Below are 21,271 nucleotides of genomic sequence, written 5' to 3' on the forward strand. Positions count from 1 at the left end.
TGCCCGGCGTGGCGGGCAACAGGATGTAAATCTATGTAAAGATCAGATCCCCAATGCCTGCTTCTGCATCGCGATGAGGTCGGCGATGCCGCCCTGCGCCAGGTCCAGCAGACGGTTCATGCCGGCGCGGTCGAACGCGGCGCCTTCGGCCGTGCCCTGCACTTCGATGAAGTGGCCCGCCTCCGTCATGACCACGTTCATGTCCGTGTCGCAGCCCGAGTCTTCCACGTAGTCCAGGTCCAGCACCGGCATGCCCTGGTAGACGCCGACCGAGATGGCGGCCACAAAGCTTTTCACGGGAATGGCGGCAATCGCGCCGCGTGCCTGCAACTGGGAAAACGCGTCATACGCGGCCACCATGGCGCCCGTGATCGAGGCCGTGCGGGTGCCGCCATCAGCCTGGATGACGTCGCAATCGAGGTGCAGGGTGCGCTCGCCGAACGCCTGCAAATCGAAGGCGGCGCGCAGCGAGCGGCCGATCAGGCGCTGGATTTCCTGCGTGCGGCCGGACTGCTTGCCGCGCGCCGCTTCGCGGTCCATGCGCGTGTGCGTCGAGCGTGGCAGCATGCCGTACTCGGCCGTCAACCAGCCCTGGCCCTTGCCTTTCAGGAAACCCGGCACCTTGTCTTCGATGCTGGCGGTGCAGATGACCTTGGTGTCGCCGCACTCGATCAGCACCGAGCCTTCGGCATGCTTGGTGTACTGGCGGGTGATGCGGATGGCGCGCAGCGCGTCGACGGCGCGGCCGCTCGGGCGGGATTCAAATGTCATGGGATGTCCTGTGTGATTGGGGTTGCGGCAGCGATTTTACCACCGCGCGCCCGTCTATTTGCAGTCATGCAACAGCGCAAGACGCAATGGCAGGCGGCGCACACATGATCCCTACAATCCTGCCCCGCCAAACACAATTTTCTTTACAATGCCGTAAAACGCACACTATTCAGCAATTTTCAGGCCATCGTGCTCTTCGGTCCTGTTTTGCGGCGCGGGCGGTATTGCCTGCGCTGGCTGATTAAGTGTATAAGTGACTGTATACAAGATCAAATCGGGGAATCCTTTGAGCATTTCAAGCATGACAGGCTACGCGGTTGCCACCAGCGAAGGTGCTGCAGGCACACTGACAATTGAAATCAAGAGCGTCAACTCGCGCTTTCTCGACCTGCAATTCCGGATCAACGACGATCTGCGGGCCCTGGAGCCAGACTTGCGCGCCGCTGTCATGTCCGCCATCACGCGCGGCAAAGTCGAGGTACGCCTGAGCTTTGGCCGCAAGGCCGCGACGGCAGGCACGCAGGCCCTGAACCTGCCCCTGCTGGCCGAACTGGCGCGCCTGCAAAACGAAGTAGGCCAGCATTTTGTCTCCGCCCCCGTCATGACGGTGGCCGAACTGTTGCGCTGGCCTGGCATCATCGAAGAAGCGCAAGTAGGGCAGGAGTCCTTGCAGGCGGACGTGGGCGCGCTGACCAAGCGCACCGTGGCGGCCTTCGTCGACAGCCGCAAGCGCGAAGGCGCGGCGCTCGAAGCGGTGCTGGTGTCGCGCATCGAAGCGATGGAAGCCATCGTCAAGCGCATCACGCCATTGATACCGCAAGTGGTGGCGGCCTTCCAGCAAAAAGCCATCGAACGCATGCAGGATGCGCTGGGCCTGGCCAGCCAGGGCTCGAATTCGGCCCTGTCGCGCCAGGACGCCATGGAACGCATCCGTCAGGAAGTCATCCTGTACGGCATCCGCATCGACGTGTCGGAAGAACTGGCACGCCTGTCGGCGCACCTGGGCGAAACGCGCCACATCCTCACCAAGGGCGGGCAAGTAGGCAAGCGCCTCGACTTCATGATGCAGGAACTCAATCGCGAAGCCAATACGCTGGGCGCCAAGGCGTCCGTCAAGGAGCTGGCCGACGCCTCGATGGACTTGAAGCTGCTGATCGAGCAGATGCGCGAACAAGTGCAGAACCTGGAGTAAGCCATGACCACGCCACGCACAGGGACATTCGCCGCCTTGCTGGCGCTGCTGGCAGCCGGAGCGCAGGCGCAAACGGCGCAGTTGCCGTCGCCATATGCGATCGAAAGCTGCACGGCCGGCTGTTTTGCCCTCAAGGAGCGCGGCGCATCCATCTACACGGGCGCCGATGCCGCCTCCTACCGCATCTGCTCGCGCAGCAGCCTGGGCGCGGAAGTGTCGGTCGACAGCACGGTCGTGCGCATCAGCAACCGCGACTGTACAGATGTGAATGGCCGGGCCATCGTCCTGAACACGGGCGAAATCACGCTGGGACGGCTGCCCCGCTGAAACGCCCCGGCCAGCTTGATTTTTTACCATGTCGCCAGCGGGGGCTGGCCCGCCGCCTTGCCTCTTGGTAAAATACCGGATTGGGCGGCGCCCGTGCAAGCGCAAACGCCGCCATCACACGCATATGGAAAGATCCGCATGAGCCACCCTACCGCCTTCTCCGGCAGCCTGTTCGTGGTCGCCGCGCCATCGGGCGCCGGCAAATCGACACTGGTCAATGCATTGCTGGCGCAAGAGCCCGGCATCAAATTGTCGATCTCGACCACCACGCGCGCGCCCCGTCCGGGCGAGCAGCACGGCCGCGAGTACTATTTCACGACGGCGGAAGACTTTGTCGCGCGCGCCGACCAGGGCGAATTCCTGGAATGGGCGGAAGTCCATGGCAATTACTACGGCACCTCGCGCATCATGGTGGAACAGCAAATGGCCGCCGGCACCGACATCCTGCTGGAAATCGACTGGCAAGGCGCGCGCCAGGTGCGCAAGCAATTCCCCCGCGCGGCCGGCATTTTCATCCTGCCGCCATCGATCGATGCGCTGGAAGAACGCTTGAACAAGCGCGGCCAGGACGAGCCGCACGTGATCACGCGCCGCCTGCTGGCGGCTGGCGGCGAAATCGCACACGCTCCCGAGTTCGAGTATGTTATTATCAATGAAGAGTTTACGGTCGCTTTGTCCGAACTGAGCGCGATCGTGAGAGCGGCCCGTTGCCGGTTTGCGCAACAAGCGGCCCGCAACGCATCGCTATTCGCCCAGCTGGGCCTGCACGCAGAGTAATTAGTCTGCACGCCAGTTCACACAGCGCCCCGCACCACGCATAAAATTTAGGAGTTACTATGGCCCGTATCACAATCGAAGATTGCCTGAAGCAGATCCCTAACCGTTTTCAGCTGACCCTGGCTGCGACTTATCGCGCACGTCAGTTGTTGCAAGGCCACACCCCTAAGGTGGAAGCCAAGGACAAGCCTACCGTTGTCGCACTGCGTGAAATCGCTGCCGGTAAAGTCGGCATCGAAATGCTGAAAAAGGTCCCGATGTAGTGGGAAGCCGCGTGCCGGAACAGTGCTGACCCCTGGTTCTACCGTATCCTTTATTCACACTGTGAAGCAACGCGACGTTTTATGAGTCTGACCCCAGCCGACACGACTTCCGCAGCACTGCCGTCCCTGGCCTCTCGCCAGGCGGCAAAATCGCAGGGCGCTTCCGCGCCCGGCACCGGCACGTCCGGCAGCAATACCCCCGCAGCACCGCCAGCGCCCGCCTTGGGCGTGGCCTCCGTTAGCCACCTGGCCGACAAGCTGGCCGAATACCTTTCCCCTGCCGACCTGAAAAAAGTCAAGGAAGCCTACCGCTTCTCCGACGAAATGCACCTGGGCCAGATGCGCCGCTCGGGCGAGCCGTATATCTCGCATCCGATCGCCGTCGCCGAAATCTGCGCCGACTGGAAGCTCGACGCGCAAGCCATCATGGCCGCCCTGCTGCATGACGTGATGGAAGACCAGGACGTCAAGAAGGATGAATTGATCGAGCGCTTCGGCGCACCCGTGGCGCACCTGGTCGACGGCCTGTCGAAGCTGGAAAAGATCGAATTCCAGAGCCAGATCGAAGCGCAGGCGGAAAACTTCCGCAAGATGCTGCTGGCCATGGCGTCCGACGTGCGCGTGATCCTCATCAAGCTGGCCGACCGCCTGCACAATATGCGCACGCTGGATTTCATGACGGCGGCAAAAAAGCGCCGCATCGCCAGCGAGACCATGGAAGTGTACGTGCCGATCGCGCACCGCCTCGGCCTGAACAATATTTACCACGAGCTGCAGGACCTGTCGTTCTCGCACCTGTACCCGATGCGCTACCGCACCCTGGCGAAAGCCGTCAAGGCGGCGCGCGGCAACCGGCGCGAAGTAGTCAACAAGATCATGGAAGCGGTGAAAAGCACCTTGTCCATGGCCGAACTCGAGGCCGACGTCACGGGCCGCGAAAAGACCCTGTACGACATCTATAAGAAGATGCGCAGCAAGCATTTGTCGTTCTCGCAAGTGCTGGACGTGTACGGTTTCCGCGTGGTGGTCGGCAGCTTTGCCGACTGTTACGTGACCCTAGGCACCCTGCACAGCCTGTACAAGCCCATGCCGGGCAAGTTCAAGGATTACATCGCGATCCGCAAGCTGAACGGCTACCAGTCGCTGCACACGACCGTCATCGGTCCCTACGGCACGCCCGTCGAATTCCAGATCCGCACCCAGGAAATGCACCGCACGGCCGAATCCGGCGTAGCGGCGCACTGGCTGTACAAGAGCGGCGAATCGAACCCGTCCGATCTGCAGCAGCGCACGCATGCCTGGCTGCAATCCTTGCTCGACATCCAGCAGCAGACGGGCGACTCGGCCGAATTCCTCGAACACGTCAAGGTCGACCTGTTCCCCGATTCCGTCTACGTGTTTACACCGAAGTCGAAGATCATCGCCCTGCCGCGCGGCGCCACGGCCATCGACTTCGCCTACTCGATCCATACGGGCATCGGCGACCAGACCGTGGCCGTCAAGATCAACAACGAAACCTCGCCCCTGCGCACCGAGCTGCACAATGGCGACATTGTGGAAATTATCACCGATTCTTCGTCGCGCCCCAGCCCGACCTGGCTGTCATTCGTGCGCACCGGCAAGGCCCGTTCGGCCATCCGCCACCATTTGCGCACGATCAACCTGCCCGAATCGATCGCCCTGGGCCAGCAATTGCTGTCGCAGGCGCTGCACACCCTGAACATCGACGCCGACCTGCCGGCGCCATTGATCGAACGCCTGCTCAACGAATCGAGCGCCAATTCCATGGACGAGCTGTACGCGGACATCGGCATCGGCAAGCGCATGGCCACCCTGGTGGCGCGCCATATCTTCGGCCTGATCGGCGGCGAAGCGGCAAGCATGCCGGTGGAACACAATAGCGGCAGCGAGCTCGACCCCGTCACCATCTGCGGCAGCGAAGGCGTTTCAGTACAGCTGGCGCCATGCTGCCTACCGATCCCGGGCGACCAGATCATCGGCCAGCTGCGCCGCGACCAGGGGCTGCTGGTACACACGAGCGACTGCTCGCAAGCGAAGCGCCAGCGCGCCAAGGAACCGGACCGCTGGATCGCCGTGCGCTGGGGAACCGAACTGAACCGTCGCTTCGACTGCCGCATCAAGGTGCTGATCAACAGCGAACGGGGCATCCTCGCCCGCGTGGCCGCCGAAATCGGCGAGTCCGACGCCAACATCATCTATGTCGGCATGGACGAAGACAAGGACAACGTCCTCGACCAGCTGCGCTTCACCGTGCAAGTCAAGGACAGGGTCCACCTGGCCGCCCTGCTGCGCAATGTGCGCCGGGTAGCCGGGGTCAACCGCATCCTGCGCGAACGTAACTAAAACCCAAAGCGAAGACTGGGGTCGGACCCTCAGGGTCCGACCCCGGCCCTTACGCTTTACGGGTTTGCAATTCCCTCACAAACTCGTCACTTCCCACCGCCCCATTGCCACGGCTGGCGGCACGTAAAGCCTGCAGCGCCGCTTCCTCATCGGCATGAAATAAAGCGGCATAGGCGTGCCGTCGCTCCCCCTGGTTTTTCCCCATGCTGAAATAAAGTGGATGTGGCCGGACCAAGGCATCGTCCTTCCCCTCGGCATTGCACCGATAGCTGGACCAGCGGTAATGCCCCGGATAGCGCACCATGCCGGCACGCACGGGATTGAGCTCAATATAACGCTGGCATACCAGCAGATAGGTCGTATCCTGCACGACACAGGACTTGTAGCGCCCATCCCATAGCGGTCCGGTACGGCGGCGGCGCCAGTTGATGTAGTGAGCGTACTCCTGCCCCAGGGCCTTCATCATGCGCGAGACAGCCCGGACACTATCCACGGAGAGCAGCAAATGCACATGATTCGTCATCAGCACATAAGCATGCAGCGCGCAGCCTTGCGTACGCGAGTGTCGTTGTAATTGTTGTCAATACCAAAGGAAATCGGCAGGCTCAAAGAAACATGATTGCCTGTCCGCCCCACGCTGCACCACATGCAAGGGCATGCCCGGCATAAACAAACGCTGGATGCGGGCCATAAGACACTCCCATCGGGAAAAGCCCCAGCCTGACATGCCTGTCAGCGCCCGCCCTGCGCCACCGCAAACTACCCCTCCCCCGGCGCCGGATACGTCACTTCCAGCAACTCCAGTTCCTGCTCGCCCAGCGGTGTGGTGAGGGTGATCACGTCGCCTTCGCGCGCCTTGGTGATAGTGCGGGCCATGGGCGAGATCCAGCTGATCTTGCCGTTCAGGGGGTCGAATTCATCGATGCCGACGATGGTGATCGTGTGCGTTTCGCCGTCGCTGGTGCGGTAAGTTACCGTGGCGCCGAAAAACACCTGGTCGTTGCCATGGTGCACGCTGGGGTCGACGATGGCGGCCAGGTCCATGCGCTTGGTCAGGAAGCGGATGCGGCGGTCGATTTCGCGCAGGCGCCGCTTGCCGTAGATATAGTCGCCATTTTCCGAACGGTCGCCATTCGACGCCGCCCAATGGACGATGCGCACCACTTCCGGACGGTCGACGTCGATCAGCTGCAGCAGCTCATCCTTGATGCGCTGGTAACCGGCCGGCGTGATGTAGTTCTTGGCGCCGGCGGGAATGGCCAGCGCCAGCGCGGCCGCTTCTTCATCGTCGTCGTTGTCGGATTCTTTTACAAAGGCTTTATTCATCTGCCTATTGTAGCCCCGCCAGGGACCCGCAGGCACACGGGATGCGGGGGCAGACGGGCTTTTTTGACGTATCATCGTGGCAATCGCGGCAAACCTGCGCCGCACACGGAGACGGATGAAAAAATTCTACAGAGTCAGGCGCTGGCTGTTCGCGCCGCTGGTCTACCTGGCCGCCATCTTCCTGCTGATCGAGGAATGGCTGTGGGCGACGGGTGCGCGCATCATGCAGGTGGTGGCGCAATTTCCGCCCCTGCATGCACTGGAAGCGTGGATCAGGCGCCTGCCGCCGTACTGGGCGCTGGCCATCTTCGTGCTGCCGGCCGTACTGCTGTTTCCCGTCAAGCTGCTGGCCCTGCTGGCGATCGCGCGCGGCCATGCGTTTTCCGGCATCGGCGTGATCGTCATCGCCAAGCTGGGTGGCGCGGCCGCCGTGGCCCGCCTGTACAGCCTGACGCGCCCCACTCTGCTGACCTTGCCGTGGTTTGCGCGCTGGCATGGCCTGTTCATGGAAACCAAGGACCGCTGGATCGCCCGCCTGCGCGCCACGCGTCCGTGGCGCAGGATCAGCCGCCTGTCGGCCACGCTGGGCCGCGCCCGCCGTGCCTGGTGGCAACGCTTGCGCAAGGGTACGCCAGGCCGGCATAATTCCCGTCCAGCCAGGGTGCTGCGCCGCTTCGCCGCCTTCTGGCGCGCGCGCCGCTGATGAAGAAAGACGACTCCATGCACGACACTCTCCAGCTGGCCCCCGCCATGCGCGCGGCGGCGCCGGAAATCTACCTGTACGACTCTGCCAGCTTGCAATTGCTCGATGCCAACGACGCCGCCTGCGACAACTTGCAGTACACGCGCCAGGAATTGCTGGCGATGACGCCGTTCACGCTGGCGCCGCAGCTGGACGCGCAGCACTTGGCCGCCGTGCTGGCGGCCCTGGACGACAGCATCGGCGCGCAAGCCCGGCTGCATGTACAGCAGCGCCGCCGCGATGGCAGCCTGTATTCGCTCAGCCTGCAACTGTCGCGCGCCAGCCGCCAGGGACGCGCCCTGCTCCTGGCCGAGGGCGAAGACTTGTACACGCCGCAGGCGACGGCCGCGGCCCTGGCGCAGGTGCAGTCGCGCTTCAACGCCATCGTCTCGAATACGCCTGGCCTCGTGTACCAGTTCTGCCTGCATGCGGATGGACGGGCATCCTTTGCCTACCTGAGCGACGGCTGCCAGGCCCTGCTGGGCCTGGGGCCGGCACAGCTGCATGCGCGTCCGGAACTGTTCTATCAATTGATCCTGGCCGACGACCGCGCCTCGTATCTGGAATCGATGCAGGCCTCAAAAAACGCCTTGTGGAGCTGGAACTGGGAAGGCCGCATCTGGATCGATGCCTGGAAAGACGTCAAATGGATCAACCTGCGCTCCACGCCGCGCGCGCTGGCCGACGGCACGGTGCAGTGGGAAGGCATCATGACGAATATCACGGAAAGCCGGCTGGAACAGATCGAAGTGCGCCAGTCGCGCGCCCGCCTGGCCGAACTGACTGCGCATATCGACAAGGTCAAGGAACACGAACGCACGCGCCTGGCGCGCGAACTGCACGATGACCTGGGCGGCAATTTGACGGCGATCAAGATGGCGCTGGCCATGCTGGCGCGCCGCCTGCCGCCGGACGACCCGCTGCTGCAGGAAAAGGCCGACTATGTCGATGCCCTGGTCGACCGCAGCATCGACGCCGTGCACCGCATTTCGCTGGACTTGCGCCCCTCCATGCTGGACCTGGGCCTGGTCGCCGCGCTGGACTGGCAAGTGAAGGAATTCGCGCGCCAGGCCGGCATCGAATGCCAGTTCATATCGAACCGCCAGCACATCGAACTGGAGCTGGATCAGGCGACCAGCCTGTTCCGCATCGCCCAGGAGGCGCTGACGAATATCGCCAAGCATGCGCAGGCGAGCAAGGTCAGCGTGCGCCTGGCCAGGCAGCGCCAGCATCTGCGCCTGACCATCGCCGACAACGGCGTCGGCATGCGCCTGTCCGATCGCGCCAAGCCGCAATCGTTCGGCATCCGCGGCATGGCCGAACGCGCCAGCGCGCTGGGCGGCACCCTGAGCCTGATGGATGGGCCCGATGGCGGCACCATCCTCAGCATAAAAATCCGGCTGACCACGCCACGAGAGGCGATAATAGCGGCTGCAGCCAGTGCGCCCGCGCACAGCGGGCCGCCACCAGAAGCGGCCAGTGGGTGAATTAGATAGGAAACAACGCAGTCATGAAAGAAAAAGCCACCATCCGGGTATTCATCGCCGACGATCACGCGATCGTGCGCGAGGGCTTGAAGCAAATCCTCGCTGATACGAAGGACATCATCGTGGCCGGCGAGGCCGAAAATGGCCACGACGCCATCAAACTGTTCCGCGGCTCGAAATGCCAGGTGTTGCTGCTCGACATCTCCCTGCCCGACCGCAGCGGCATCGAGGTGCTCAAGCAGATCAAGAAGGAAAAGCCGGAACTGGCCGTGCTGATGCTTTCCATGCACCGCGAGGACCAGTACGCCATCCGTTCGCTCAAGGCGGGCGCAGCCGGCTACCTGACGAAACAGAGCGCGCCGCGCGAACTGGTCACGGCCATCCGCCAGGTGGCGCAGGGCTTGAAATACATCAGCGCATCGCTGGCGCAGGAACTGGCCAACACGGTGGGCGAAGACCACGAAACGGCCTTGCACGATACCCTGTCGGACCGCGAATACCAGACCCTGGTCATGATCGCCTCGGGCAAGGCCGTGGGCGCCATCGCCGAAGAGCTGAAATTGTCCGTGAAAACCGTCAGCGAATACCGCGCCCGCCTGCTGGTCAAGATGAAACTCAAGAACAGTGCCGAACTGACACATTACGCCATCCGCAACCAGCTGGTGGATTGACGGCAAAGCGGCATGCATGCTGGCATCGGGCGAATTGACAGGACTTCTCCTTGCTTCTCGCACAATAAGTTCTTTGCCAACTCGCATATCATGAGGATAATGAGAAATATCTAAAAAGGCTGTGCCTACATGTCCAGTAAATTGCCATCTTCACCAGCAAGCGCTCCCGCTGGCGCCACGAGTACTGCCGCCGCTGCGGCAATGAACCCGGCCGATATCGCCCGCGAAGCGTTTCGCCGCCTGGCCACCCGCCGCATCGCCCCCACGCCGAGCGCCTACCGCGATATCTACAATGAAATCGCCGGCATCAGCGAACCGGCGGACAGCCCTGCCGCGCCGGGAGCCGTGCTCGCTGCCAGCGCCAATGTAGAAAAAGGCGCGGAAAGCGGCGCGGAAAACGTCCTGACGCAGTTTGCCGCCAAGATGAGCGAATCGGCAGGCGAACTGGGCGACTTTGGCCGGCGCTTCCAGCGCGCCCTGAAAGCGCGCGACTGGGACAGCTATGCGCGCACCCTGGCACAACTGGCGGAAAAACAGGTCAAGAAAGGCGGCGGCATCGAATTGCCGCCCCTGCCGGACGGCGAACAGACGCGCACCCTGCGCGAATTGCTCAGCCGCACCCTGGGCTTTGCCGTCGCCACCTTGCTGACGGGAACGCCCGCGCTGGTGGAAGAAGCCGAATCGCTGGGCGCGGCCATCAAGCTGGCCCACACGGAAGAAGCGCTGAACGAAGCGGCCCTGCGCCTGAAACAGCTGTGCTACCAGATCGAATTGAAAAGCGGCGACACGGCCGAACAGCAGGAATTGCTGCTGCGCCTGTTCAAGTTGCTGCTCGATAACGTCAGCCAGTTGCTCGACGACGACAGCTGGCTGCGCGGCCAGGTCGATGCCGTGCAAAACCTGATCGCCGGCCCGCTCGACCAGCGCGCGCTGGAAGACGCCACGCGCAGCCTGAAGGAAGTCATCTACAAGCAAGGCCAGCTCAAGCACAGCCTGTCCGACGTCAAGCTGACGGTCAAGAACATGATGATGACCTTCATCGACCGCCTGGGGCAAGTGGCGGCCAGCACGGGCGACTTCCATGAAAAGATCGGCGGCTATTCGGAAAAGATCAGCCAGGCGGAAAATATCAGCGAACTGAACAGCGTTCTCGACGAAGTCTTGCGTGAAACGCGCATGGTGCAGAACGAAGCCTTGCGCGCGCGCGACAAGATGGTGCTGGCGCGCCAGGAGGTGCAGGATGCGGAACAGCGCATCCACACCCTGGAAGCGAAGCTCCAGCATATGAGCGAACTGGTGCGGGAAGACCAGCTGACGGGCAGTCTGAACCGCCGTGGCCTGGACGACGTGTTCGAGCGCGAGACGGCCCGCTCCGACCGCCGCGGCACGCCGCTGTGCATCGCCATGCTGGACCTGGACGATTTCAAGCGCCTGAACGATACCTACGGCCACCTGGCTGGCGATGCGGCGCTGAAACACCTGGTAAAGATCGTCAAGGAAACCCTGCGTTCGATGGACGTCATCGCCCGCTTCGGCGGCGAGGAATTCCTCATCCTGCTGCCGGAAACGACGGTCGAGGCGGCGTCATCGACGATGACGCGCCTGCAGCGTGAGCTGACCCGGCATTTCTTCCTGCACGACAACGAAAAGGTCTTGATCACCTTTTCCGCCGGCGTGGCCCTGCGCCTGCCCAACGAAGACCAGGCCGAGCTGGTCAAGCGCGCCGACCGCGCCATGTACCAGGCCAAGCAGACGGGCAAGAACCGGGTGGTGGTGGCGGACTGAGCCACTTCAAACGGTACGCGCCAATAGAAATGCCGCTCATCGAGCGGCATTTTTGCATTCCGGCGCCAGTTGGGCACTTGGCGGGGAGCATCAGCGGTAAGGATGCTCGTCGGCAAAGAAATCGATCAAGCCACCTTCGTGCTCGATCAGGATGGACTTGGCGATAATGCCCTCGCGCGCCATTTCCGCCGCGATATCGCGCGCGCGCCATTGCGTGGGGATGATGACCACGTCGACGGGCGCTGTTTTCAGCATGTCGCGGTAGACGATTTCCTGGCCCAGGCCCGGCACGAAGGTGCCGGCCTTGTCGGGATCGGAATCGACCACCAGCGGGAAGCGCTGCGCATCGGCGCCGAACTGATGCATGAAGGCGGCGGCCTTGCCCGTACCGCCCCAGATGGCCACGCGCTGGCCGCCCGTGGCCAGGGTGTCAAGCTGGGCGGCAATGGTCTTGCGGCTGCGCTGGGCGGCAACGGCAAACGCATTGCTGTGGCGCGCCTGGTCGCGCAGCGCCTTCGGAATCTGCAGGCGCACCAGCGCATACACCACTTCGCCGTCATAGCCATGCGCCAGTTGCACCACCTCGCCTGCACGCTGCATCAGGGTACGGAACGATTCCGTCGTGAAATGCGACATGTGCTCATAGAAGAAATCGGCCAGGCGGCCTGTGGCGAAGACCCGGTCGATGCACGGCACTTCGGCAAACAGCCAGATTGGTTTGTCGGAGCGAGAAGCGGCCCACGCCATCTGCTCGACCAGTGAAGCGGGGTCGGTCAGGTGTTCCAGCACATGGCGGATCACCAGCGCATCGGGCGCGAATTCGGGCACGTCCTGCAGCGGCTGGAAATAGCGCGCGTGAAACTCCACGCCACGGCCCGTTTCCGGCGTTGCGTTCGGATCAAAGCCGATGAAACGCCCCTGCTCGCTGCGCGCGTCGGCCAGCGCGCGCACAAAATGGCCTTCGCCGCAACCGATGTCGATCGCCGTGGGCGAAGCCGGTAACTGGGCCAGCAGCACGTCGCGCGTGTCGGCCAGGTGGCCTTTCCAGATGCCTCCCTTGTTGAACATGCGGTTGGGATTGTTTTGGTAGGGAATGGCGTCATAGGAAAACGCGCGGTTCCATACGTGGGAGCACTGCGGGCACTGCACGAAATCGTGCGGCTGCACGGCCATTGCCTGCGCTTCGGCCGCACTGGCCGGCCAGCCCAGGGTGGCCAGGGCTTGCTGGCCGCCGTCGAAAAACGCTGCCGCCACCGTGTGGGCACAGACCGGGCACACTGCCGGGAGCAATTGCTGTTTCATGCGAAGATCACTTTCTTGAAATAGGCAATAGTTTCTTTCAAACCATCATGCAGGCTCACCGTCGGCTCCCATTCCAGGGCGGCGCGCGCCTTGGCGATGTCGGGCTGGCGGCGCACGGGATCGTCGGCCGGCAAGGGACGGAAGACCAGTTCGCTTTTCGATTCCGTCAGGCGCAGCACCAGCTCGGCCAGTTCGCGGATGGTGAATTCGGCGGGATTGCCCAGGTTCATGGGGCCGATTTCCTGCGTCTGGTTCATCATGCGCACCATGCCTTCGATCAAGTCGTCGACATAGCAGAACGAGCGCGTCTGCTGGCCATCGCCATACAGGGTGATCGGATCGCCGCGCAGCGCCTGCACGATGAAGTTGCTGACCACGCGGCCATCGTTCGGATGCATGCGCGGGCCATAGGTATTAAAGATGCGCACGACGCGGATATCCACGGCCGACTGGCGGTGATAATCGAAGAACAGGGTTTCGGCGCAGCGCTTGCCCTCATCGTAGCAGGCGCGCGGGCCGATCGGATTGACGTGGCCCCAGTAATCCTCGCGTTGCGGATGCACTTGCGGGTCGCCATACACTTCCGAGGTGGACGCCTGCAGGATGCGCGCGCGCTTGCGCTTGGCCAGGCCCAGCATGTTGATGGCGCCCAGCACCGAGGTCTTGGTGGTCGAGGTCGGATCATTCTGGTAATGCACGGGGCTGGCCGGGCAAGCCAGGTTGTAGATGCGGTCCACTTCCACGTACAGCGGCAGCCAGACGTCGTGGCGCAGCAGTTCGAAGCGCTTGTGGCCCAGCAGGTGGCGGATATTGTCCTTGCTGCCCGTGTAGAAATTATCCACGCACAACACATCGTGGCCATCGGCGATCATGCGGTCGCACAGGTGCGAACCGAGGAAGCCGGCACCGCCGGTAATCAGGGTGGTACGGGCCATCATTGTTCTCCTGCGTTGTCAATCACAGCCATCCGCGCCTGCCACATGCCCCACATGGCGTCTTCGAAATGGCGCGCAAAACGGGGCGCATCGTACAGGGGCGAGGCCAGTACCTGGGCACGCAAGCCGGCGCGCAGGGCCGCCAGCTGCGCCAGGTCTCCGGCTTTCCGGGCCGCGATGGCCACATATTCCTCGTCGTCCGCGGCGACCCAGTCCGGCAAGCCCGCATTGTGCAGTACCGATTCCCCTAAATGCGACAGGAAACTTTTGCCGCAGCGCGTGACGATGGGCAAGCCCATCCATAGTGCTTCCATGCTGGTCGTGCCTCCCGGATACGGGAAGGGATCGAGCACAATGTCGGCTTGCTGGTAGGCGGCCAGCAGTTCGTCGCGCGGCAAGGCGCCCTCCAGGCGCAGGCGGTCGGCGCCAATGCCACAACTGGAAAACCGGGCAATAGTACGGCTGCGTACGGCTGCGTCACCCAATTGCAGCGCTCTCAGAAACAGTCGGGAACCGGGCACGGCATGCAAGATCCTGGCCCACACGGCCACCACGCCATCATTCATCTTGTTCAGTTTATTGAAGCAGGCAAACGTGACAAAGCCGTTTTCCAGGGCGGGCAAGGGGCTGACGGAAATATCAAAGTCTGGCGGAGTGAAGCACAAATAGCTGTCCGGCATATGCCACAGCGTTTCCGTGAAAGCGCCGCTCTCTTCCAGCGGCGCGACAAAGCGGTCGCCCAGCAGATAATCCATCTGCTGCACGCCCGTGGTGGCGAAATAGCCGAGCCAGGTGGTCTGCACGGGAGCGGGCCGCCAGGCAAACAGCGGCAACCGGTTATCGGCCGTATGGCCAGACAGGTCGAGCAAGACATGCACGCCATCAGCTTCGATCATTTTCGCGGCCTCCTCGTCTGTCTTGTTGACAATGGGACGCCAGGCGGAAAAATGCGGAGCGATGCGGTCCGTCAAGTCATCCACCTTGATCACGGTCGGATAGGCAATCAGTTCGACTCGCCGCGTGTTCAGCGATGCCAGCATGCTTTCCAGGAAATATCCGACCGGATGCTTGCGCAGGTCGCCCGAGACGATGCCGATGCGCAAGCGCGCGGCATCGCGCCGGCAAGACCAGCTTTCGAAAGGCTTGCTGGCACTGGACGCCACCGCTTTGCCGTACCGCCTGGCTTCGGCCAGGTGGCGACCTGTGGCGCTCGTGGCGCTGTAACTTTGCAACATCAGCAAGTTACTATGGGCACTGAAAAACTCGGGCATCATGGTGATCGCCCGGCGATAGCTGAGCTCCGCCGGGCCGAGCCGCCCCAATTCCTGCAGAACCAGCCCCATATTGTTCTGCACTTCCACATCGCGCGGCAATAGCCGGATAGCCTTTTGTATGCACGGCAACGCGGAGCGGAGCTGCCCCTGCATCAACAAGGCCAGTCCCAGCATCTTCCAGGCCACGCCGTCATTCGCCTTGCGGCGCGTCAGCGCGCGCGCCTCACGTTCCAGCTCAGCATAGCGTTGCTGATCGAATAGCACATTCATGTGGGCATTCGGCTGTTGATCGGACTCGGACGGGGTCCTTGCCGGCGTCGATTGCATTGCTGCCCCATCGGGTATGCCATTCATGCCCAAAAGCAATGCCTGTTGCAAGCGGTCCGCGTCCAGGCTATCGAGCCCGTGCTTGCGCCCCAGCGCCAGCATTTGCTGTGCCGTTTCATGCTGGCCAGACAGGATCAACGCTTCAATATAGTCGAGCCAGCTCGTGGATTGATCAGGTTGCGCCGCGAGTACGACAGCAAAGCAAGGCACGGCAGCGGCCGCGTCGCCAACCCGCATCCACAACAAGCCAAGTTGTCGATTAGCAAATGGCTCCTGCGGCGCCAGTTCGAGGACCGCCAGGAACAGTTGTGCGGCTAGGTCCAGCTCGTTGTCACGCAAATGCTGCTGCGCCATGTCCAGCGCCGCATTGATGGCCTGTGTTACCTCTTGCGACAGCGGCGCGGCGGCGGAGCTGTTTGCGTCCATATCAGTCGTTATCATAAAAGCTCGAAGTTAGGCCAGATCGCGCTGCCACGACAGCCACGGCAGGCGGAATGTGCGATTTGGTAACAATATTACCAGCTACGCCTTGCGCCAAGACGAGGAGTATGAGGGGAAAGGGGGGGCTTATAGATGCTTTGCAGAATGATGAGGAAGGCCCTCATCACTCCTGTGCACGTAAAGCAGCCGCCCAAAATACTGAAAATAAAAAATTTTCCACCCTCAAGTTTTTCCCACACCTGTCGTCTAGCGTGCCGCGGCACGGAAAAATGAGGGTGAAAAAATAAAATAAAGAATGTTTTTCCCTATCAACTTTTTCAGGCAGCCACCGATAAACATTACAACGACGGTTTGATTGCTTCAAAGTATAGAGGCAGACCAACGTGACTAGCACATAGCGCAATGTAGTACCTGTCTGGAGAATTAAAATGGCTGCAGTAATTAACACCAACATCGCTTCCCTGAACTCGCAACGCAACCTGTCGACCTCGCAATCGGCCTTGAGCACCTCGCTGCAACGCCTGTCCTCCGGTCTGCGTATTAACAGCGCCAAAGACGATGCCGCCGGCCTGTCGATTTCCGACCGCATGACGTCGCAAATCAACGGCATGACGCAAGCCACCCGCAACGCCAACGACGGCGTGTCGCTGGCGCAAACGGCTGAGGGCGCACTGTCGAGCTCGGGCGACATCCTGCAACGCATCCGCCAACTGGCCGTGCAATCGTCGAACGCCACCAACTCGGCCAGCGACCGTCAAGCGCTGCAAACCGAAGTCGGCCAGCTGAATTCCGAACTGAACCGTATCGCTACCACCACCTCGTTCAACGGCCAGGCTTTGCTGGACGGCACGATGGGTACGGCGAACTTCCAGGTCGGCGCCGATGCCAACCAACTGATTTCGGCCAATGGCGCGAACTTCCTGACCAGCACCTACGGCAACAACCGCGTGGAAAATGCCGCAGTCCAAGCCGGCACGGTCAGCAAAGCCGCCGCTGGTGCCCTGGCAATTTCGGGCAAGTTTGGCGCCGCAACCGTTGCCACCGCAACCACTTCGTCGGCCAAGTCGATCGCTGCCGCCGTGAATGCCAAAACTGCCAATACCGGCGTAACGGCTGACGCGCGTACCGACGCCAACCTGACGTTGGGCGTGGAAGCATATTCCTTCAAGATCAATTCGGATAACTCCGCCCCAGCGGACGCCGTCACCGTATCGTTCGCCGTCACTGGCACTGCCGGTACAGCTGCCGACTTCGCCGCTGGCATCAACGCAATCAATGCGCAAACGGCCAAAACCGGCGTGACTGCCCAGTACGATGCTTCGCAAGGCGGCATCAAACTGAGCAACGCAAGTGGCGCAGACATCCAGATCACCAACACGCAAACCAATACGGTATTGAGCGTGGGCACCTATGATGAAAAAGGTGTCAAGCTGGCTTCGCCGCAAACAGTTGCAGCGTCGACGGCATCGGCAGTTGCCAACGGCCGCGTCACCTTCGACGGCGACAGCAGCTTCTCGGTCAGCGAAACAACTGCAACTGGCTTGGGCCTGTCGGGTGCAGCTGCAGGCGTGAACAAGGGCTCGACCCTGAAAGCAGTGTCCACCCTGGATGTGACGACCTTTGATGGCGCTCAGCTGGCACTGAAGATCACGGATGCAGCCTTGTCCACGGTCAACAGCCAACGCGCACAGTACGGCGCTTTGCAATCGCGCTTCTCCTCGGCGATCAGCAACCTGCAATCGACGACGGAAAACCTGTCTGCCTCGCGCAGCCGCATCGTCGATACCGACTTTGCTGCAGAAACGGCCAGCCTGACCCGTGGCCAGATCCTGCAACAAGCTGGTACCGCCATGCTGGCACAAGCGAACTCGTTGCCAAACGGCGTGCTGAGCCTGCTGCGCGGCTAATCTTCGATTAGCAACGCTACATCGCTGGACTCAGGTTCCCCTGCCGGATTTCTTCGGCAGGGGAATTTTCACTAGGGGAGCAACATGACTATCGACACCATAGCTGCCGCCTCCGCAGCGCGCATCGACAAGAACTATCCATCCACGGAAGCGGCTATCGCACGCCCGCAGACGGTACGCAGCGCGAACACCGGCATCGACGCGACGGCCAACAAAGCCAAGGAACCGAGCCGCGAAGAGTTGGACCAGGCCGTTTCGGAACTGAACCAGTCGCCACAGGTCAAAACCCAGGGCTTGCAATTTTCCATCGACGAAGACAGCCAGCGTACCGTGGTCAAAGTGATTGACCAGGAAACGCAGGAAGTCCTGCGCCAGATCCCCACCCGGGAAGCGCTGGAAATCGCCAAGTCATTTGCCTCGGCAAAAGGCCAACTGATCAGCCAGAGCGCCTGATCCCATGCCGGCAGCAAGCGCAAGACCAATGCAGTATCGCAACATAGCAAGGGAAGCGCGAGCCAGGGCCAGCCAGATAACCTCCGGTCTGGCCCTGCCTTTTATCATGCCACTCATGCAACAGTCCTCCGCATTTCCCGCCTGACTTTTCCGCAAATAGGAAACAGGGCCATAAAAGCCCCTCTCAAGTCCTGATTAATTCTGCCGATAACAGCTTATATTAGTGTTTTCCTAGGAGCAGACAGTGGCCATCGCACCAACCTTATCCTCCCCGGGCATCGGCAACAGCATCCTGGACGTGAACTCCATCATCGAAAAGCTGATGACCGCCGAATCGGCGCCCCTGGCAGGCTATGACAAGAAAACCGCTTCCTACCAGGCCAAGCTGAGTGCGCTGGGCACCCTGAGCGGCGCCGTGGGCGCCTTCCAGACGTCGCTCTCCGGCCTGAGCAACAGTAACAATTTCCGCGCCGTCTCGGCAATGCCTGGCGACCCGCTGGTATTTACGGCCACGGCCGGCGCCAAGGCCGTGGCCGGCAACTACAATATCAATGTCAGCCAGCTGGCGCAATCGCAAACCTTGACCTCGGCCGGCTACGCCAGCAAGATTTCCACCATCGGCTCGGGCGCCAAGACGACCATTTCCTTCCAGCTCGGTAAAGTTGCCGGCGGCACCTTCGGCATGAACGGCACGGCGCTCAGCGGCGCGACTTTGCAAAATGGCATCAGCAACGGCTCCCTGACACTGAATGGCACGGCCATTCCCACGGATAGCACGATCAAGAGCGCGCGCGCGCTGGCCGAAGCCATCAATGCCAAGAGCAGTACCACGGGCGTGACGGCCACTGCACAGCCGGCCGCCAGCAGCGCCACCCTGTTCGCCGGCTATGGCAATGTTGCCACCGGTGCCGATGGCACCTATGCGCTGTCCGTCGGCGGCATCAATATCGTTACGCAAGGCAATGGCGTAGCTGCGGGCGCAGGCATCACTGGCGCCTCGCTCGACACCACCCTGGCCGGCCCCAACGCCATCTCGAATGCGCTGGCCGATGCCAATATCACCGTCACCGGCAAGGCGGCCGACGGCACCTTGCAATTTACGCGCGCCGACGGCACGAACATCCAGATCGAGGAAGTGGTGACGGGCGACGTCAAGGGCGGCATCGGCCATGCGTCCACGGCCACCAACACGGGCTTCAACGTCACCGTCGCCAGTTCCATCACGCTCAGTTCGACCAACGGCAGCCCCATCACGGTTGCCGGCAGCAATCCGGCCGCGGCCGGACTGACGGCCGGCACGGGCGGCGCCTATATCGGTAGCGGCTTTACCCAGGATGCGACGCAGGCGACGGGCACGGTGGTCATCGATTCCACGAACAACTCGCTGCAAGGCATCCGCGACGCCATCAACAATGCGGGTCTGGGCGTGACCGCCAGCATCGTTTCCGATGGTTCGGACAAGCCCCACCATCTGGTGCTGAGCTCGGCAAAGTCGGGCGCCAATTCAAGCATGAAGATTTCACTCAGCGGCAGCGATGGCCAGCCAGCCGACAGCGCGCTGAGCGACTTGCTGTCGTACGACGCGTCGGGCACGCAAAACCTGAAACAGAACAGCGCCGCGCAGAACACCATGCTCAGCGTCAATGGCATTCCCATCACGAACACTTCGAACAGCATCGACAGCGCCATCGAAGGCGTCACCCTGAACGTGCTGAAGGTGGGCAGCAGCTCCTTGTCCGTTTCCAAGGATACGTCGACGGTGAAGACCAGCGTCACCGCCTTTGTCAAGGCTTACAACGACTTGAACGCGTCGATCGCCAAGATGACGTCCTACAATGCGGAAACCAAGCAGGCCGGCGTCATGCTGGGCGATTCGACCACGCAATCGATCCAGTCGCAGTTGCGCAAGCAGCTGAGCACCTCGATCAGTGGCTTGGCCGGCAACTTGAAGACCCTGGACCAGGTCGGCATTACCTTCCAGAAAGACGGCAGCCTGGTGCTGGACTCGGCCGTGCTGGACAAGGCCATCAGCGCCAACTTCTCGGACGTGGCCGGCCTCTTCTCCGCGCTGGGGAAAACCACGGACAGCAACGTCAGCTTCACCAGTTCGACGGCCGCCACCAAGCCTGGCACGTATGCGCTGAACATCACCAACATGGCCAGCCAGGGCACCCTGAAGGGCGCCCTGACCTTGCCAGCATCGACGACGATCGCCAGCGACACCACCTGGAGCGTCACCCTGAACGACACGGACCCTGCGGCGGCCAAGAATACGGCCACCGTGACCATTCCTGCCGGTAACTATACGCCCGCCCAGCTGGCTGGCATGATCCAGTCGTCGATCAACGGGGTGAAGACCTTCAGTGAAAACGGCGGATCGGTGACGGCTTCGATCGATGGCAGCGGCCGCCTGGTAGTAGCGTCGGCCCGGTATGGTTCCGTCTCCAACCTGGCCGTGGCCAGCGTGACCGGTACGGGCGTCGAGTCGCTGATCGGCGCCGGCATCACCCCCACCAAGGGCACGGACGTGGCCGGCACCATCGGCGGCCAGCCCGTCATCGGTTCGGGCCAGACCCTGACAGGCGCGCCCGGTTCGCCGGCCGACGGCCTGAAGGTCGAAGTGACGGGCGGTGGCCTGGGCGACCGGGGCACGGTGAGCTTTTCGCAAGGCTATGCCTACCAGCTGAACAACATGGCCGCCTCCTTCCTTGGTACGGACGGCCTCATCACGGGCCGCACCACAGGTATCAATAACAGCATCAAGGATGTGGCCGACCAGCGCCAGCGCTTTGCCGACAAGCTCAATACCATCGAGGCGCGCTACCGCGCCCAGTATTCGCGCCTGGACGTGACGCTGAGCAAATTAACGTCCACGCAAACTTATTTGACCCAGCAGCTGGCCTCCATCGCCGCCAACCGCTAAGCCC

At 62.1% G+C, this 21,271-nt stretch carries 17 protein-coding genes and 1 pseudogene; 12 read left to right on the forward strand and 6 right to left on the reverse strand.

Annotation, left to right across the window (positions count from 1 at the left end; all coding sequences use genetic code 11):
* Positions 1 to 42: 42 nt before the first annotated feature.
* Complete coding sequence (rph, locus tag U0004_RS23515; RefSeq protein WP_070259333.1) at positions 43 to 771, reverse strand: ribonuclease PH; 729 nt, start codon at positions 769 to 771, stop codon at positions 43 to 45.
* Positions 772 to 1,072: 301 nt separating this feature from the next.
* On the opposite strand from rph, the gene U0004_RS23520 reads away from it, so the two are divergent.
* From U0004_RS23520 to U0004_RS23540, 5 genes are all read left to right on the forward strand, one after another.
* Positions 1,073 to 1,963, forward strand: a complete 891-nt coding sequence (locus U0004_RS23520) for a YicC/YloC family endoribonuclease (RefSeq protein ID WP_034787070.1) — start codon at positions 1,073 to 1,075, stop codon at positions 1,961 to 1,963.
* Between the two features lie 3 nt (positions 1,964 to 1,966).
* Entirely contained in the window at positions 1,967 to 2,290 is a 324-nt protein-coding gene (locus U0004_RS23525; RefSeq protein WP_070259335.1) for a hypothetical protein, read from the forward strand.
* A gap of 138 nt (positions 2,291 to 2,428) precedes the next feature.
* A complete protein-coding gene (gene gmk, locus U0004_RS23530) occupies positions 2,429 to 3,067 on the forward strand; it encodes a guanylate kinase (RefSeq protein WP_080753685.1) in 639 nt (212 codons plus the stop codon).
* Between the two features lie 59 nt (positions 3,068 to 3,126).
* Positions 3,127 to 3,330, forward strand: a complete 204-nt coding sequence (gene rpoZ, locus U0004_RS23535) for a DNA-directed RNA polymerase subunit omega (RefSeq protein WP_010400723.1) — start codon at positions 3,127 to 3,129, stop codon at positions 3,328 to 3,330.
* An 81-nt stretch (positions 3,331 to 3,411) separates the two neighbouring features.
* Positions 3,412 to 5,694 (forward strand): RelA/SpoT family protein, encoded by a 2,283-nt coding sequence (locus U0004_RS23540; RefSeq protein WP_034787076.1) that lies wholly within the window; start codon positions 3,412 to 3,414, stop codon positions 5,692 to 5,694.
* 49 nt (positions 5,695 to 5,743) lie between these two features.
* On the opposite strand, the pseudogene U0004_RS23545 reads toward U0004_RS23540, so the two are convergent.
* Positions 5,744 to 6,253, reverse strand: a pseudogene (locus tag U0004_RS23545) (transposase); the annotation flags it as partial.
* A gap of 200 nt (positions 6,254 to 6,453) precedes the next feature.
* On the reverse strand, positions 6,454 to 7,020 hold the full coding sequence (gene greB, locus U0004_RS23550; protein WP_070259337.1) for a transcription elongation factor GreB: 567 nt from the start codon (positions 7,018 to 7,020) through the stop codon (positions 6,454 to 6,456).
* Positions 7,021 to 7,135: 115 nt separating this feature from the next.
* Between greB and U0004_RS23555 the strand changes: the two genes are divergently transcribed.
* The 4 genes from U0004_RS23555 to U0004_RS23570 all read left to right on the forward strand — a co-directional run bounded on the left by U0004_RS23555 (position 7,136) and on the right by U0004_RS23570 (position 11,705).
* On the forward strand, positions 7,136 to 7,723 hold the full coding sequence (locus tag U0004_RS23555; RefSeq protein WP_070259339.1) for a hypothetical protein: 588 nt from the start codon (positions 7,136 to 7,138) through the stop codon (positions 7,721 to 7,723).
* 17 nt (positions 7,724 to 7,740) lie between these two features.
* A complete protein-coding gene (locus U0004_RS23560) occupies positions 7,741 to 9,249 on the forward strand; it encodes a sensor histidine kinase (protein ID WP_231958355.1) in 1,509 nt (502 codons plus the stop codon).
* Positions 9,250 to 9,272: 23 nt separating this feature from the next.
* Positions 9,273 to 9,920, forward strand: a complete 648-nt coding sequence (locus U0004_RS23565) for a response regulator (RefSeq protein ID WP_034753998.1) — start codon at positions 9,273 to 9,275, stop codon at positions 9,918 to 9,920.
* A 201-nt stretch (positions 9,921 to 10,121) separates the two neighbouring features.
* Positions 10,122 to 11,705 (forward strand): diguanylate cyclase, encoded by a 1,584-nt coding sequence (locus U0004_RS23570; RefSeq protein WP_070259341.1) that lies wholly within the window; start codon positions 10,122 to 10,124, stop codon positions 11,703 to 11,705.
* A 90-nt stretch (positions 11,706 to 11,795) separates the two neighbouring features.
* Here the strand turns inward: U0004_RS23570 and U0004_RS23575 are convergent, their stop codons facing one another.
* Genes U0004_RS23575 through U0004_RS23585 form a run of 3 tightly spaced genes read right to left on the reverse strand, consistent with a single transcriptional unit; the run spans position 11,796 to position 15,969 of the window.
* On the reverse strand, positions 11,796 to 13,007 hold the full coding sequence (locus U0004_RS23575) for a class I SAM-dependent methyltransferase (RefSeq protein ID WP_070259342.1): 1,212 nt from the start codon (positions 13,005 to 13,007) through the stop codon (positions 11,796 to 11,798).
* Positions 13,004 to 13,945 (reverse strand): UDP-glucuronic acid decarboxylase family protein, encoded by a 942-nt coding sequence (locus U0004_RS23580; protein ID WP_046685913.1) that lies wholly within the window; start codon positions 13,943 to 13,945, stop codon positions 13,004 to 13,006. The genes U0004_RS23575 and U0004_RS23580 overlap by 4 nt, the downstream gene beginning before the upstream one ends.
* Positions 13,942 to 15,969, reverse strand: a complete 2,028-nt coding sequence (locus tag U0004_RS23585) for a tetratricopeptide repeat protein (RefSeq protein ID WP_070259344.1) — start codon at positions 15,967 to 15,969, stop codon at positions 13,942 to 13,944. Before U0004_RS23585 ends, U0004_RS23580 begins: the two co-directional genes overlap by 4 nt.
* A 443-nt stretch (positions 15,970 to 16,412) precedes the next feature.
* Here U0004_RS23585 and U0004_RS23590 point away from each other — a divergent pair, with 443 nt between their 5' ends.
* The 3 genes from U0004_RS23590 (at position 16,413) to fliD (ending at position 21,267) form a co-directional block, all read left to right on the forward strand.
* A complete protein-coding gene (locus tag U0004_RS23590; RefSeq protein ID WP_070259346.1) occupies positions 16,413 to 17,891 on the forward strand; it encodes a flagellin N-terminal helical domain-containing protein in 1,479 nt (492 codons plus the stop codon).
* Between the two features lie 84 nt (positions 17,892 to 17,975).
* Positions 17,976 to 18,344: a flagellar protein FlaG gene (locus U0004_RS23595; RefSeq protein ID WP_070259348.1), complete on the forward strand. Its 369-nt coding sequence runs from the start codon at positions 17,976 to 17,978 to the stop codon at positions 18,342 to 18,344.
* Between the two features lie 244 nt (positions 18,345 to 18,588).
* Positions 18,589 to 21,267 (forward strand): flagellar filament capping protein FliD, encoded by a 2,679-nt coding sequence (gene fliD, locus U0004_RS23600; protein ID WP_231958348.1) that lies wholly within the window; start codon positions 18,589 to 18,591, stop codon positions 21,265 to 21,267.
* The last annotated feature ends 4 nt before the right edge of the window (positions 21,268 to 21,271 follow it).

Source organism: Janthinobacterium lividum (assembly GCF_034424625.1).
Taxonomy (GTDB): Bacteria; Pseudomonadota; Gammaproteobacteria; order Burkholderiales; family Burkholderiaceae_D; genus Janthinobacterium; species Janthinobacterium lividum.